This window comes from Clostridium algidicarnis, assembly GCF_000703125.1.
GTDB lineage: Bacteria > Bacillota > Clostridia > Clostridiales > Clostridiaceae > Clostridium_L > Clostridium_L algidicarnis.
On the sequence record NZ_JNLN01000001.1, the window covers coordinates 1,858,671 to 1,871,724 of the forward strand.

The 13,054-nt window shown below is 30.5% G+C and carries 13 protein-coding genes, 1 riboswitch and 1 other annotated feature; of the genes, 11 read left to right on the forward strand and 2 right to left on the reverse strand.

The window, feature by feature from the left end; translation table 11 throughout:
- The first annotated feature begins 168 nt into the window (after positions 1–168).
- Positions 169–645: a hypothetical protein gene (locus tag BV55_RS0108875; RefSeq protein ID WP_185158320.1), complete on the forward strand. Its 477-nt coding sequence runs from the start codon at positions 169–171 to the stop codon at positions 643–645.
- Positions 646–661: 16 nt separating this feature from the next.
- Here BV55_RS0108875 and pssA read toward each other — a convergent pair whose 3' ends face one another.
- Entirely contained in the window at positions 662–1,174 is a 513-nt protein-coding gene (gene pssA, locus BV55_RS0108880) for a CDP-diacylglycerol--serine O-phosphatidyltransferase (RefSeq protein ID WP_029452479.1), read from the reverse strand.
- A gap of 210 nt (positions 1,175–1,384) precedes the next feature.
- Positions 1,385–1,555: riboswitch (cobalamin riboswitch) on the forward strand.
- A 227-nt stretch (positions 1,556–1,782) separates the two neighbouring features.
- Between pssA and BV55_RS0108885 the strand changes: the two genes are divergently transcribed.
- The 4 genes from BV55_RS0108885 (at position 1,783) to BV55_RS0108900 (ending at position 5,683) form a co-directional block, all read left to right on the forward strand.
- Positions 1,783–2,775 carry a FecCD family ABC transporter permease gene (locus tag BV55_RS0108885; protein WP_029452480.1) on the forward strand — a complete coding sequence of 331 codons (993 nt, stop codon included), beginning with the start codon at positions 1,783–1,785 and terminating at the stop codon, positions 2,773–2,775.
- Positions 2,772–3,566: an ABC transporter ATP-binding protein gene (locus BV55_RS0108890; protein ID WP_029452481.1), complete on the forward strand. Its 795-nt coding sequence runs from the start codon at positions 2,772–2,774 to the stop codon at positions 3,564–3,566. Before BV55_RS0108885 ends, BV55_RS0108890 begins: the two co-directional genes overlap by 4 nt.
- 29 nt (positions 3,567–3,595) lie before the next feature.
- Complete coding sequence (locus BV55_RS0108895) at positions 3,596–4,636, forward strand: ABC transporter substrate-binding protein (RefSeq protein WP_029452482.1); 1,041 nt, start codon at positions 3,596–3,598, stop codon at positions 4,634–4,636.
- 162 nt (positions 4,637–4,798) lie between these two features.
- On the forward strand, positions 4,799–5,683 hold the full coding sequence (locus BV55_RS0108900) for a YegS/Rv2252/BmrU family lipid kinase (protein WP_029452483.1): 885 nt from the start codon (positions 4,799–4,801) through the stop codon (positions 5,681–5,683).
- 60 nt (positions 5,684–5,743) lie between these two features.
- Here BV55_RS0108900 and BV55_RS0108905 read toward each other — a convergent pair whose 3' ends face one another.
- Complete coding sequence (locus BV55_RS0108905; RefSeq protein ID WP_029452484.1) at positions 5,744–7,573, reverse strand: YgiQ family radical SAM protein; 1,830 nt, start codon at positions 7,571–7,573, stop codon at positions 5,744–5,746.
- 289 nt (positions 7,574–7,862) lie between these two features.
- On the opposite strand from BV55_RS0108905, the gene sleB reads away from it, so the two are divergent.
- The 6 genes from sleB (at position 7,863) to nth (ending at position 13,040) form a co-directional block, all read left to right on the forward strand.
- Complete coding sequence (gene sleB, locus BV55_RS0108910; protein ID WP_029452485.1) at positions 7,863–8,573, forward strand: spore cortex-lytic enzyme; 711 nt, start codon at positions 7,863–7,865, stop codon at positions 8,571–8,573.
- Positions 8,574–8,775: 202 nt separating this feature from the next.
- Positions 8,776–9,002, forward strand: a binding site (T-box leader).
- A 103-nt stretch (positions 9,003–9,105) separates the two neighbouring features.
- On the forward strand, positions 9,106–10,017 hold the full coding sequence (gene cysK, locus BV55_RS0108915; protein ID WP_029452486.1) for a cysteine synthase A: 912 nt from the start codon (positions 9,106–9,108) through the stop codon (positions 10,015–10,017).
- A gap of 19 nt (positions 10,018–10,036) precedes the next feature.
- A complete protein-coding gene (gene epsC / locus BV55_RS0108920; protein WP_029452487.1) occupies positions 10,037–10,624 on the forward strand; it encodes a serine O-acetyltransferase EpsC in 588 nt (195 codons plus the stop codon).
- A gap of 11 nt (positions 10,625–10,635) precedes the next feature.
- Positions 10,636–11,640 (forward strand): tRNA epoxyqueuosine(34) reductase QueG, encoded by a 1,005-nt coding sequence (gene queG / locus BV55_RS0108925; protein WP_029452488.1) that lies wholly within the window; start codon positions 10,636–10,638, stop codon positions 11,638–11,640.
- Between the two features lie 61 nt (positions 11,641–11,701).
- Entirely contained in the window at positions 11,702–12,409 is a 708-nt protein-coding gene (locus tag BV55_RS0108930) for a lysophospholipid acyltransferase family protein (RefSeq protein ID WP_029452489.1), read from the forward strand.
- Complete coding sequence (gene nth / locus BV55_RS0108935; RefSeq protein ID WP_029452490.1) at positions 12,402–13,040, forward strand: endonuclease III; 639 nt, start codon at positions 12,402–12,404, stop codon at positions 13,038–13,040. Before BV55_RS0108930 ends, nth begins: the two co-directional genes overlap by 8 nt.
- Positions 13,041–13,054 lie beyond the last annotated feature (14 nt).

Consider the following 13,054-nt stretch of genomic DNA (forward strand, 5'->3'; position numbering starts at 1 on the left):
AATTAAAAAGAAACAATAAAAAAGAAGTGTTTACAGATGAAGTAGCATATAAATTTAAAATCCCTCTAGGATTTCTAGAGGGATTTTAATATTAAAAAAGGATTAAGTAATTAACGCAAATATTAAGCAATATATTTATATAAGAGTATTTAAAAAGCAGGTGGTATATTGGGTAATAGATCTTTAATAGAAAGCCATTATGCAGATATGAATAACTTGGTAGATATACTTTGTAAGCTTGTAACATCCTATAGAGCAATGGTGGGTGGAGCTCATGAACTAAATGGAGTTGCATTAGTAGAAAAGAAGCAAATAAAAGAGGCTTTGAAAACTGCTGATGAATTAAATGATTTAATTAGAAATATAATTGATACATTAGAATGTTGTGAGGACTGCTACCTTGATTATTGTAGGATTAAATCTCAAGTATTGAAAAGTAAAATTAATACACAGTATATTTTAGATGAGATAGATGATAATTATGAGTATAAATATAATAATGAGGGGATGGGAAAAGTAAGATTTCCGGAACTTCGTTTAAAAGGTAGTGGTGGCAAGGCTACAGAAAAAGATGAAAAAAGAAATGAAAAGGGAACAGAAAAGGCAAATCAAAAAAAAGATATTACTAACACTAAAGAAGAGTAGTAATATCTTTTTTACATTATATTTTCTTTATTTTTATATTACTTATCATTAAATAAGATAATATAGACATTAAAAGTGTTGGTAAAATAAAATTTATTTCACCTTTTAAAGTTAAAAGACCAAATAGGGCCATAATACAACCTGCGGCTGTAATAGGTATACCTGAAAAGAATCCTTTAAACTCTACAGAATTAAATTTAGCGAGTCTATATGCACCGCAAATTGGGAATATTATTAATATAGCATATCCTAAGATACCTAAATCAATAAAATTATACATATTATATGCTAACATAGAAGGCGCTACTCCAAAAGATACAAGATCTGATAAAGAATCTAGTTGTTTACCAAGATCACTAGATACATCAAGCATTCTAGCTATTGTACCATCATACCTGTCTATTAAACCTGCAATGATTATGAATATACAGGCTAATTTATAGTCACCTCTAAAATTCATTAATAAGGACATGATACCAAAACCTAAATTTGCAAAAGTAAACAAATTAGGCAAAAAACTTTTTTTCACTATTAATCCTCCCCTAAAAACTTATATGAATACATAATAATTATAGCTTAAATCTTTCTTTTTGGCTATAATTTTTGTAAGATGTAAGGATTTGATACAAATCATTATAAATCAACGGAAAACATTCCTAAAAACTTTTCAAGTTCAAACCTTTGATCTTTGTTTGGTTAGATTGACTTTATATTTGTATGACATTATAATAATAGTTATGTGAATATTGGAAATATGGGTGCATTTACGTTAAAAGGGAAGTTAGGTGAAAATCCTACGCAGAGCCGCTACTGTAATTGTCCTATACACAAAACATATGCCACTGAATTATTTGGGAAGGCGTTTTGTGTGGACATAAGTCAGGAAACCTGCCTATATTAGTTGTACAATACTCTTCGAATTTAAGAGTGTGCAAAAATAGATGATTATAGTTAATAATACTATCGCAGTATTTCTAACTATATTTGCATTGTTATAACTAATTTAATGCGCCTTTTATTTCCATGCCAGTTTTGGTATGGTTTTTTTATTTTCCATTTATACTTGTAAAAATAATAACACTATATTTATAAGTTAGGGGCTGTATATTCATTAAATATTTTAGATAAGGAGGTTTTATGAATATTAAGAATAGAAATAAATTTATTATTTTGGTTATCTTGTTAGTTATCTTTATAATTAGTCTATTTCTAAGTGTTGGTATAGGAGCTATAAAAGTAAGTCCAAAAGAAATAATTCGAGCCCTTACGGATAAAAATGGAACAGTTCACTATCATATTATTTGGAATATTCGATTGCCAAGAACAATTATATCCGTACTAGTAGGTATTTCGCTTTCTTTATCAGGGACAATTATTCAAGGTGTTATGCGAAATTCATTAGCTAGCCCAAGTATAATTGGGGTATCTTCAGGTGCTGGGTTTGCAGCATTGACAATACTAATCTTATTCCCCGAGTATTACAACTTAGTCCCTTTGGGAGCATTTGTAGGAGCATTTGTAGTAACTATGTTGATTTATGGACTAGCATGGAAAGATGGATTGGTACCCAATAGATTAATTTTAGCAGGAGTTGCAGTGAATTCTTTGTTAGGTGCAGGGAATAATGCTCTACTAACCTTTTTTCCTGATAGGGTTTCTGGAGTTATAAACTTTATGGTGGGAGGGCTTAATGGGGTAACTTGGGCAAATGTACATAGCATATTACCATATGTGATAGTAGGTGTTATAATTTCCTTAATACTATCGGACAAGCTTAATATTCTAGTTTTAGGGGATGAAGTAGCTACGGGATTAGGTGTCAGTGTGGAAATGATAAGATTTATATTTATAATCTTATCCTCATTACTTGCTGGTAGTGCAGTAAGTGTAGTTGGTTTACTAGGGTTTGTAGGCTTAATTGTACCACATATTTCTCGGTTAATTATTGGATCTGATTATAGATTTTTATTTCCTGCAGCAATTTTATTAGGAGCTATTATTGTGCTCATATGTGATTTGATTTCTAGAGTATTGTTTGCTCCTATTGAAATACCTGTAGGAATAATAATGTCAGCATTAGGTGCACCTTTCTTCTTGTATTTACTTAGGTCAAAGGAGGCTAAGCAATGATTTCACTAGAAGCGAAGAACATTAATGTGTGTTATGGAAAAAAGACAATTATTAAGAATTTGGACTTTAAAGTTCAAAAGGGAGATATAGTAACAATAGTTGGTCCTAATGGTTCAGGGAAATCTACACTTATAAAAGCTTTATCTAGACTTATAAAGATAACTAGTGGTGATGTAGAACTATATGGTAAAGACATATACAAATTTAATACTAAAAAGATTGCACAAGAGATGGCAATATTACCTCAAATAAGAAATATTAATACGGATTTAACCGTTGAAAATCTTGTATCTTATGGAAGACAGCCTCATTTGAAATTTGGAAAGAGAATAGGTAAGGATGATGAGAAAATAGTTGAATGGGCTATGAAAAAGACGAGAATATATAATTTAAAAGATAGATGTGTGTCTACACTTTCAGGAGGGGAAAGGCAAAGAGCTTGGATTTCTATGGCTTTAGCTCAAAAGCCTAGTATTCTAATATTAGATGAGCCTACAACCTTTTTAGATATATCTTATCAACTAGAAGTTCTTGAGATAGTTAAAGAACTAAATAAATCTCTTAATATTACTGTTATTATGGTACTTCATGATTTAAATCAAGCAATTAGATATTCAGATAATATATATGTTTTAAAACAGGGGGAAGTTTGTAATTTTGGAAAGCCTAATAAAGTAATGACTTTAAGCTTAATAAAAGAAGTATTTTCTATTGATGCTAATATTTATCAAGATGAAATAAATAACTGTCCCTATATAATTCCACAGAGATTGTGTGATTTAGATACATAAATGAAATAAATAAAATGGAGGAATGTAAGATGAAAAAATTTAAAATCATGTCATCATTTATTGCAATAGCTATGACCCTAGTTTTATTAGTAGGGTGTTCTGGGAATACTACTTCTAAAGAAAATAATGGAGTAGAAAAAACTAATGGAGAGGTTGGAAGTGATTCGGCATATAAGGATTCATTGGATAAATATGGTATAGTTGACAACGGAGATAGTATAACTTTTGTTGACAGTAGAAATAAAGAAGTAACAATTAAAAAAAATCCTACAAAAGTTGTCTGTGCTTATAATTCTTATCTAGACCTTTGGTATAAACTGGGCGGAAAAGTCATAGGTCGCGTAGAAGAATCGGATGAGAAACCAGTACTTGAAAGTAAAGATGCAACAATTGTAGGGACACCAGGTAATCCTAGTGCTGAGACTATTATTTCTTTACAACCTGATTTAGTAATTCTCTCAAATGCATTTTCAACTCATGTAAAATTGTCAACTGTATTAGAAGAAAGTGATGTACCAGTTTTATGTATGGAAATTGATAATAAAAATGATTATATGAAGTTAATTAGAATCTATACAGCTCTTTTAGAAAGAGAAGATAGTTATGAAAAATATGCTACAGATATAAAAAGTGAAATTGATAACATAATCTCAAAGGTTCCTCAAGGTGAAAAACCTAGAGTAATGCTTATGATGTGTACAGCAAAGGGGACAAAAATTAAAGATTCTAATAGTATAAATGGGGAGATTTTAAAAGACTTAAATGCTGAAATTATTGGTGATAATATAGTAAAAGGTAAGGGTGCTGTAGATTTTAGTATGGAGGTACTATTAGAGGAAAATCCAGATTTTATATTTGTTACGGAAATGGGATCTGATACAGAAAAGATAAAGCGCAAAAGAATGGAAGATTTAGAAACTAGTGAAGTGTGGTCTTCTTTAACAGCAGTTAAGGAAGGAAAATATATCATATTACCAAAGGATTTATACACATACAAACCTAATGATAGATATTTAGAAGCATATGAAATGATATTCCAATATCTATATCCGAAAGTGTCTGAAAAATAGGATGAAACAGGGTGTATCATTTTAATTATGATACACCTTTAATTATGAAATGTTTTATATGATTTGCAGGGATTTAGAATTAAAATCTTATATTGTCGACAGTGTATATATTAAATGCTATAATCAAAATATAGTTTTCTAAAAAAACTAGGAGGTATAAAAATGAAAAATGTGAAGTTTATATACAATCCTTTTTCTGGTGAGAATGCTATATTAAAGGATCTAGATACTGTTATAAAAACTCACCAAAAAAAAGGATATACAGTGATTCCATATAGGATAAGCTATGATACAGATATAGAAAAAGCTTTTGAAGATTTGGATGAAAGTTATCAGTATATAATTATAGCTGGTGGAGATGGCACTGTAGATACAGTTGTCAATTGTATGAAACAAAAGAACATAGATTTACCTATTGCAATATTACCTGTTGGGACAGCAAATGATTTTGCAAAGTTTATAGGTATGTCTGAAGATGTTGAGAAAGCCTGTAAAGATATATTATCTAGTACACCTAAATCTATGGATATTGGAAAAATTAATGACAAGTACTTCATAAATGTTGCAAGTACTGGTCTATTTACTGATGTTTCACAAAAGACAGATGTAAATGTTAAAAATACTATAGGTAAGCTTGCTTATTACATTAAAGGAATAGAGCAATTACCTAACTTTAGAAAGATTAACATAAAAGTAGAATCAAAAGAAGAAAAGTTTCATGGAGATATGTACCTTATGTTAGTATTTAATGGTCAAACTGCAGGTGGTTTTAATTTAGCTTATAAAGCTGAAATAGACGATGGGTTTTTAGATGTTATAATTATAAAAGCAGTTCCATTAAAAGATTTAATTCCTCTTTTCATAAAAATTATGAGAGGAGAGCATTTAGAAGGTCAAAATTCTATTGTTTATTTTAAGAGTGATAAAATAAAAATAGAATGTGATGAAAATATAGTTACAGATATAGATGGTGAAAGGGGACCAAATTTCCCATTAGCTATAGAATGTATTCATAATGGCATTAAAGTTCTAGGAATTAAAAAATAAAGAAAAAATAAAAAAGCGTAGGCAAAAAGAATTATATAATTCTAAGTCTACACTCTTTTTTTATCTCTTTTTATATTTAATTCTTCGGGGCTCATTCCATCCTATTAGGCAATTTTTATCTTTACCTATAAGGTCTTCCCTGTTGTTTTTTATTAAAGCCTCTTTGACTAAATTATAGTTTTCAGGCTTTGTAAATTGTAAAAGGGCTCTTTGCATATTCTTCTCTTTCATATCTCTTGGAACGTATACATCCTCATTTGTAAGAGGGTTTATACCCGTATAATAAATAACAGTGGATAGACTTCCAGGGGTTGGATAAAAGTCTTGAACCTGCTCTGGTGTATATCCCATTTCTTTTATATATAAGGCAAGCTCAATGGCTGCATTAAGATCACTTCCAGGGTGACTAGACATAAGGTAAGGAACTAGATACTGGTCTTTACCTATCTTTTTGTTAATTGCAAAGTAGGTGCTAGCAAATTTGTTATAAACTTCTTTTGTAGGCTTTCCCATGTGCTTTAATACCTTATTACTTACATGTTCTGGTGCTACTTTTAACTGACCGCTTATATGATATTTACATAACTCTTCAAAAAACTCTTTATCTTTATCATAAATCAGATAGTCGTATCTTATGCCAGAGCGAATAAATACTTTCTTTATCCCAGGTAATTCTCTAACGTTTCTTAAAACACTTAAATATTCTTTATGATCTATAATTAAGTTCTTACATGGCTTTGGAAACATACATTGCTTAGTCTTGCAAGTACCGTGTTCTTCTTGTAATTTACAAGATTTATGTCTGAAGTTTGCTGTTGGGCCACCTATATCATGAATATATCCCTTAAATCCATTTAAAGATGTAAGAAGTTTAGCCTCATTTACAATGGAATTTGAACTTCTATTTTGTATCATTCTTCCTTGGTGGAAGGTAAGAGCACAAAAAGAGCAAGAGCCAAAGCAACCCCTATGACTAGTTATAGAAAATTCAACTTCCTTTATAGCAGGTATACCGCCTTTATCTTCATAAATAGGATGATAGGTTCTTTTGTAAGGTAAGTTATAAGAAGCATCCATTTCCACTTCAGTTAAAGGATATTGCGGAGGGTTTTGGACTATGTATTTATCACCGCTAGGCTCTACTATAGTCTTACCTCTTATAGGATCTTGTTCATAGGATTCTAATTTAAAGTTTTCGCCATAAGCCTTTTTAGAAGTAGAAACTTCTTCAAAAGAAGAAACTTTTATAAAGTCCTTTAGCTTTGATATGTCCTTAGTTTGATACACTGTACCCCGTACATTTACTATGTTTTTAATATCCATGCCATATCTTAAAAGGTTGGCTACTTCAAGTACCGTTTTTTCTCCCATACCATAAATTAAAAGGTCGGCTTTAGAATCTGATATAATGCTTTTTCTTATTTTGTCATCCCAATAATCATAATGGGCAAATCTTCTAAGACTAGCTTCAATACCACCTATAATTATAGGAACATCTTTAAAGGCTTCTTTTACTCTGTTTGTATAAACTATTACAGCTCTATCTGGCCTTTTTTCACCTATTCCGCCAGGGGAATAAAGATCATCCCTTCTTTTCTTTTTTCCTACAGTATAATGGTTAACCATAGAATCTATATTTCCTGAATTTATAAGGAAGGCATACTTTGGTTTACCGAGCTTTTTGAAATCATCTAAGTTATGCCAGTTTGGCTGGGCTATTATACCAACGCTAAAGCCATCAGATTCAAGAGTCCTAGCTATTATTGCTGTACCAAAGGAAGGGTGATCTACATAGGCATCCCCAGAAACTATTATAAAATCTAACTGATCTATTCCTCTATCTTTCATATCATCTTTACATATAGGCAAAAAATCTTTTGCAAGTTCCATATAAAACATAACTCCAATCTTAATTTGAAATATTAGTTTAAACTATAAATTTAAGTTTGATTATAGTTTGAAATATAGAATTATATTATCATAATAGCAAACAAAGATAAAGAACTCGCTAGTTTATAATTATATATAGGTGGATTTAATAAGATTATTTTGTGGGAAATCTAAGTTATAATTATTAGAAAATAAAACAATATCAATGAAATTATTTTTTTATCATTAAAGATGTATTAATTTCTCTATTATGAAACAAAATAACCTTAAGAGAAAGGAGGAGGTTATTTTGTTTAAAAGAGTATTCAAAGGTAAATATATGGTGCTATATATAATAATGATTTTAAGTACATATTATATTTCATCTTTAGTGTTACCTATAAGTTATAAAGAGGCAGGTGCAATTAGTTATAGCTATGGTTCTAAAGGAAATGTAGTTACGGATATACAAAGTCGTTTAAAAAGGTGGGGATATTATAGTGGAGCTGCAGATGGAATTTATGGATACCAAACCTATAACGCAGTAAAAAAGTTTCAAGGTAAAAATGGTCTTAATGTAGATGGGGTTGTAGGTGATGCTACTTTAGCAGCTTTAGGCATAGTGAGCTCACCTACATCTAGCCAGGAAAGTTCTTCGAAAAATTATAATAATCAAGACGTAATGCTTTTGGCAAGACTCATAAATGGAGAGGCTAGAGGTGAACCCTATGAAGGGCAGGTGGCAGTAGGGGCTGTTATAATGAATAGGACTAGGGACTCTAGATTTCCATCTACCATTGCAGGCGTGGTGTATCAACCTGGAGCTTTCACAGCTATAGTAGATGGTCAGGTTAATGCTAACATGGAGCAAAACTCTATTAACGCAGCAAGAGATGCCTTAAATGGATGGGATCCATCTGGAGGAGCTGTTTATTATTTTAATCCTAATACAGCCACTAATGAATGGATATGGTCTAGGCCTTTAATAAAAGTTATAGGGAAACATAGATTCTGTAGTTAGATAGAAATTAGTTTTTGGCCAATAACAAGGTAAACCTATATTTAAATTAAATAACAGGTTTACCTTAAATGTATTTAATCATATGTGGTATATTAGGATATTAACATAAATCAATAAGAAATAATAAAAGATATTTATTAAATAGGGTTGACAATTTCTTAATTGGTAATATAATAGTAGTATAATTCATATCAAGATACTCGGAAATACGTTGAAGAAGGAAAGTAGCATATATAAAGGTTTTAGAGAGGGAATTGTGGTGAGATATTCCTACTGGAGTTTATGTGAAGTGCCCTTTGGAGTAGAGACCTGAAATTTTAGTACGGTTTTTCGGTAGCGCCCGTTATAGCGATAGAGTATATTAGTGCTCGAACAGAGTTAATTCTAGGTTTAATTAGAGTGGGCTACGAAGTATTCTTCGTCTCTAAAAAGGGGCGGAGTTTTTTTATATTAACAACAATATTTAGAACAATTCAATGTGATAAAATTTATAATTAAATTTAAATAAATAAAAAATTAGGAGGAATAATATATGATATTTAACAATGCTTTAGAAATGATAGGTAACACACCTTTATTAACACTTGGAAACTTAGGTGGAAAAGACATGGGGAAAGTTTATTTAAAACTAGAAAAATTTAATCCAGCAGGTAGCACAAAAGATAGAGCAGCACTAGGTATGGTAGAAAAAGCAGAAAAATTAGGACTTCTAAAACCAGGATACACCATTGTGGAACCTACAAGTGGAAATACTGGAATAGCATTAGCTATGATAGGAAGATTAAAAGGTTATAAGGTAATAATTGTTATGCCAGATACTATGAGTGTAGAAAGAAGAAATATGATAAAGGCATATGGTGCAGAGCTAATACTAACAGATGGAACTAAAGGAATGAAGGGTGCTATAGGGAAAGCTGAAGAAATAGCAAAAGGAAAAGATGAATATTTCATACCACAACAATTCTTAAATCTAGCAAACCCTGAAAAACATTATGAAACTACAGCAGAAGAATTATTAAAAGATGTACCTGATATGGATATATTTGTTGCAGGAGTGGGCACTGGTGGAACTATATCCGGAGTTGGAAGAAGACTTAAAGAACTAAAAAAAGATATAAAAGTAATCGCAGTAGAACCAGAAAATTCACATGTATTATCAGGGGGTAACCCAGGATCACACAAAATTCAAGGTATAGGAGCAGGATTTGTACCTGAAATATATGATGGATCTGTTGTGGATGAGATAATAAGGGTAAAAGATGAAGATGCTTTTGAAGCAGCAAGATTAGTAGCATTAAAAGAAGGGATGCTCGTAGGAATATCATCTGGAGCTAATGTTCATGCATCATTAGAACTTGCAAAAAGATATGGAAAAGATATTAAAATAGTAACTGTAGCTCCAGATGGTGGAGAAAAATATATTTCAATGGGCATTTACGAATAATTAAAATTGAGGTGGGGCCGTGTTTAAAAATTTAAGATATGATATTAAGAATATAATGGAAAATGATCCAGCAGCCAAAAGTTTTATAGAGGTGCTACTTTTATATCCATCAATACACTCATTGATTTTTTATAGAATAGCTAGATTATTTTACAAAAGACACCTGTTTTTTATTGCAAGGTTATTATCGCAAACAGGAAGATTCTTTACTGGAATAGAGATACACCCAGGAGCTAAAATAGGAAGGGGACTTTTTATAGATCATGGTATGGGGGTAGTTATAGGAGAAACCGCAGAGATTGGCGATAACGTAACTTTATACCATGGAGTAACCCTTGGTGGAACAGGTAAAGAAAAGGGTAAAAGGCATCCAACTATAGGGGATGGTGCTATAATAGGAACGGGAGCCAAAGTATTAGGACCTATTTATGTAGGAAGTGGGGCAAAAATAGGTGCTAATGCAGTAGTTTTAAAAGATGTACCAGCTCAAAGTACAGCAGTAGGAATTCCAGCTAAGATATTGAAATTTAAAAGTGCAGCCACTATAATAGAAATTAAAGATTATAAAGGAAGAAAAAAATCTATATATAATGAAATGGTTATTTAAGAGGTTATATTATGAAAAATATAAATGAACTTGAAAATTATATAAGATCCTTAGGACTAGATACTTTTGGTTTTATACCATCAAAAAGTTTTGAAGAACTAAGATCATTTTTACAATATAGAAAGATAAATGAACTAGAAAATGAATTTGAAGAGACAGATATAGAAAAAAGGATAAATCCTCATATGTTAATGGAAAAAGGAAAAGTTATAATATCTATAGCTTTTCCTTATCTTTATAACAATAACTTTAACAATGATACAGGGTTTTCAAAATACACTGAAGGACTAGATTATCATATTGTAGTTAGATCTTACTTAGATAAAATAGTTGATTTTTTAAATGAAAAAGGTTATGAGGCAAAGGCCTTTGTAGACAGCAATGTGTTACCAGAGCGCTACATAGCATATAAGGCGGGGCTTGGATTTGTAGGGAAAAATAACATGATAATAACTGAAAAGTATGGATCTTTTGTTTTTCTTGGAGAAATAATAACAGATATGGATATTGAAATAAAATATGGAAATAATAAATTTTCAGATATAGAAAAATATGAAAGCTGTGGAAGTTGTAACATTTGTTTGAAGGAATGCCCAACTAAGGCTATAAATCATAAGAGACGGAATTCTAACATATGTCTATCTTACATTACTCAAAAAAAACAAATAGAAGATAAATGGTTTAAAGTTTTAGGTGGAAGAATATTTGGATGTGATTCTTGCCAAAAATCTTGCCCTTATAATACTAAAGTAAAGCTTTCGAATATAGAAGGATTTAGGCCTTTAGAATTTAGTAGTAATATACAAACAAAAGAACTTATATACATAAATAATAAAGAATTTAAAGAAACTTTGAAAAATACATCAGCCTCTTGGAGAGGGAAAAATTTAATTCAAAGAAATGCACTCATAAGATTCATAAATTTTGAAAACAATAAAGATATAGATATAGACAGTATGGCTTCACCCTATGTTAAAGACTATGCTATAAGGCTTTTAAAAATAAGAAAATTATAATATACTATATATAATTACTTACACAAAAAATTAAAGGTTAATATAGAAGGGTAGAGATTTTATGATATCAAAAGCTATGGTTAAACTTATTTCGAAAATGCCTCAGGGGATGTTTATATTTTTTTCTAGAAGGGTAATGAATCATTATGTAAATAAATATGCAGATATAAAAGTTAATGGATTTGAAAATATTGAAAAATGTAAAAAACCAATAATATTTGTTGGAAATCACTTAAGTAATTCTGATGGGCTTGTGTTAAACAAGGTTTTAAAGGATTATGATGTTACCTTTGTTGCGGGAGCCAAACTATCTAACGATCTTATTACCAATATGGGTGTTAATATAGTTAAAAATATAACTATAAAGCCAAATACTGCAGATAAGCAAGCCTTAACAAAGGTGGTTAATACCTTAAAAGATGGTAATAATGTATTTATATTTCCAGAAGGTACTAGAAGTAGGAAAGGCAGCATGATAGAAGCAAAAAGAGGAGTGGTTTTAATAGCAAGGCTCACAAAGGCCACTATAGTTCCAATAGGCACTATAGGAACTGAAAAGCTTTTGCCTATAAATAAAGGTGGAGATATGTCGCATGAAACTTTTAATTATGCTAAAGTAAATGTAAATATAGGTGAAGGCTTTAATCTACCTTCTAAAAATAGTGAAGAGGGTAAACATGAATATGAGGATAGAATTTTAAATTATATAATGACATCTATAGCTTCTTTGTTACCAGAAGAATATCGAGGAGTTTATAAAAATGAATAATAAAAGCTTAAAGGTAATTGAACTATTAAAAAAGGAATATCCTGATGCAAGATGTGAACTTGATCATAAGACAACTTTTCAACTTCTAGTAGCTACAATATTATCTGCCCAAACTACAGATAAAAAGGTTAATGAGGTTACAAAAGATTTATTTATAGAATATCCTACAGTAGATGACTTTTTGAAATTAACTCAAGAAGATTTAGAAGAAAAAATTAAAACTATAGGACTTTATAGAAATAAATCAAAAAATATATTAACTATGTGTAGGCAGCTTAAAGAAAACTTTAATGGAGAAGTTCCAGGGACAATGGAAGAGATAACATCTCTTGCAGGTGCAGGAAGAAAAACTGCCAATGTTGTATTGTCAAATGCCTTTGGAGTCCCAGCCATTGCAGTAGATACACATGTATACAGAGTATCTAATAGAATTGGTCTTGCAAAAGCAAAAGATGTTTTAAATACAGAAAAACAACTTCAAGAATGCATACCAAAAGAAAGCTGGTCCTTAGCTCATCATTTAATCATATTTCACGGAAGAAGATGTTGTTATGCTAGAAAACCTGACTGTGAAAGATGCATTATTAATGTGTATTGTGATTATTATGGTGACATTGAAGAAGAAAAATAGTATTATTATAATAC

Coding starts and splice junctions, on each gene's coding strand:
- BV55_RS0108885 (WP_029452480.1), top strand. CDS start 1,783: ATGAATATTAAGAATAGAAATAAATTTATTATTTTGGTTATCTTGTTA.
- BV55_RS0108890 (WP_029452481.1), top strand. CDS start 2,772: ATGATTTCACTAGAAGCGAAGAACATTAATGTGTGTTATGGAAAAAAG.
- BV55_RS0108895 (WP_029452482.1), top strand. CDS start 3,596: ATGAAAAAATTTAAAATCATGTCATCATTTATTGCAATAGCTATGACC.
- BV55_RS0108900 (WP_029452483.1), top strand. CDS start 4,799: ATGAAAAATGTGAAGTTTATATACAATCCTTTTTCTGGTGAGAATGCT.
- BV55_RS0108905 (WP_029452484.1), bottom strand. CDS start 7,573: ATGGAACTTGCAAAAGATTTTTTGCCTATATGTAAAGATGATATGAAA.
- cysK (WP_029452486.1), top strand. CDS start 9,106: ATGATATTTAACAATGCTTTAGAAATGATAGGTAACACACCTTTATTA.
- queG (WP_029452488.1), top strand. CDS start 10,636: ATGAAAAATATAAATGAACTTGAAAATTATATAAGATCCTTAGGACTA.
- BV55_RS0108930 (WP_029452489.1), top strand. CDS start 11,702: ATGATATCAAAAGCTATGGTTAAACTTATTTCGAAAATGCCTCAGGGG.
- nth (WP_029452490.1), top strand. CDS start 12,402: ATGAATAATAAAAGCTTAAAGGTAATTGAACTATTAAAAAAGGAATAT.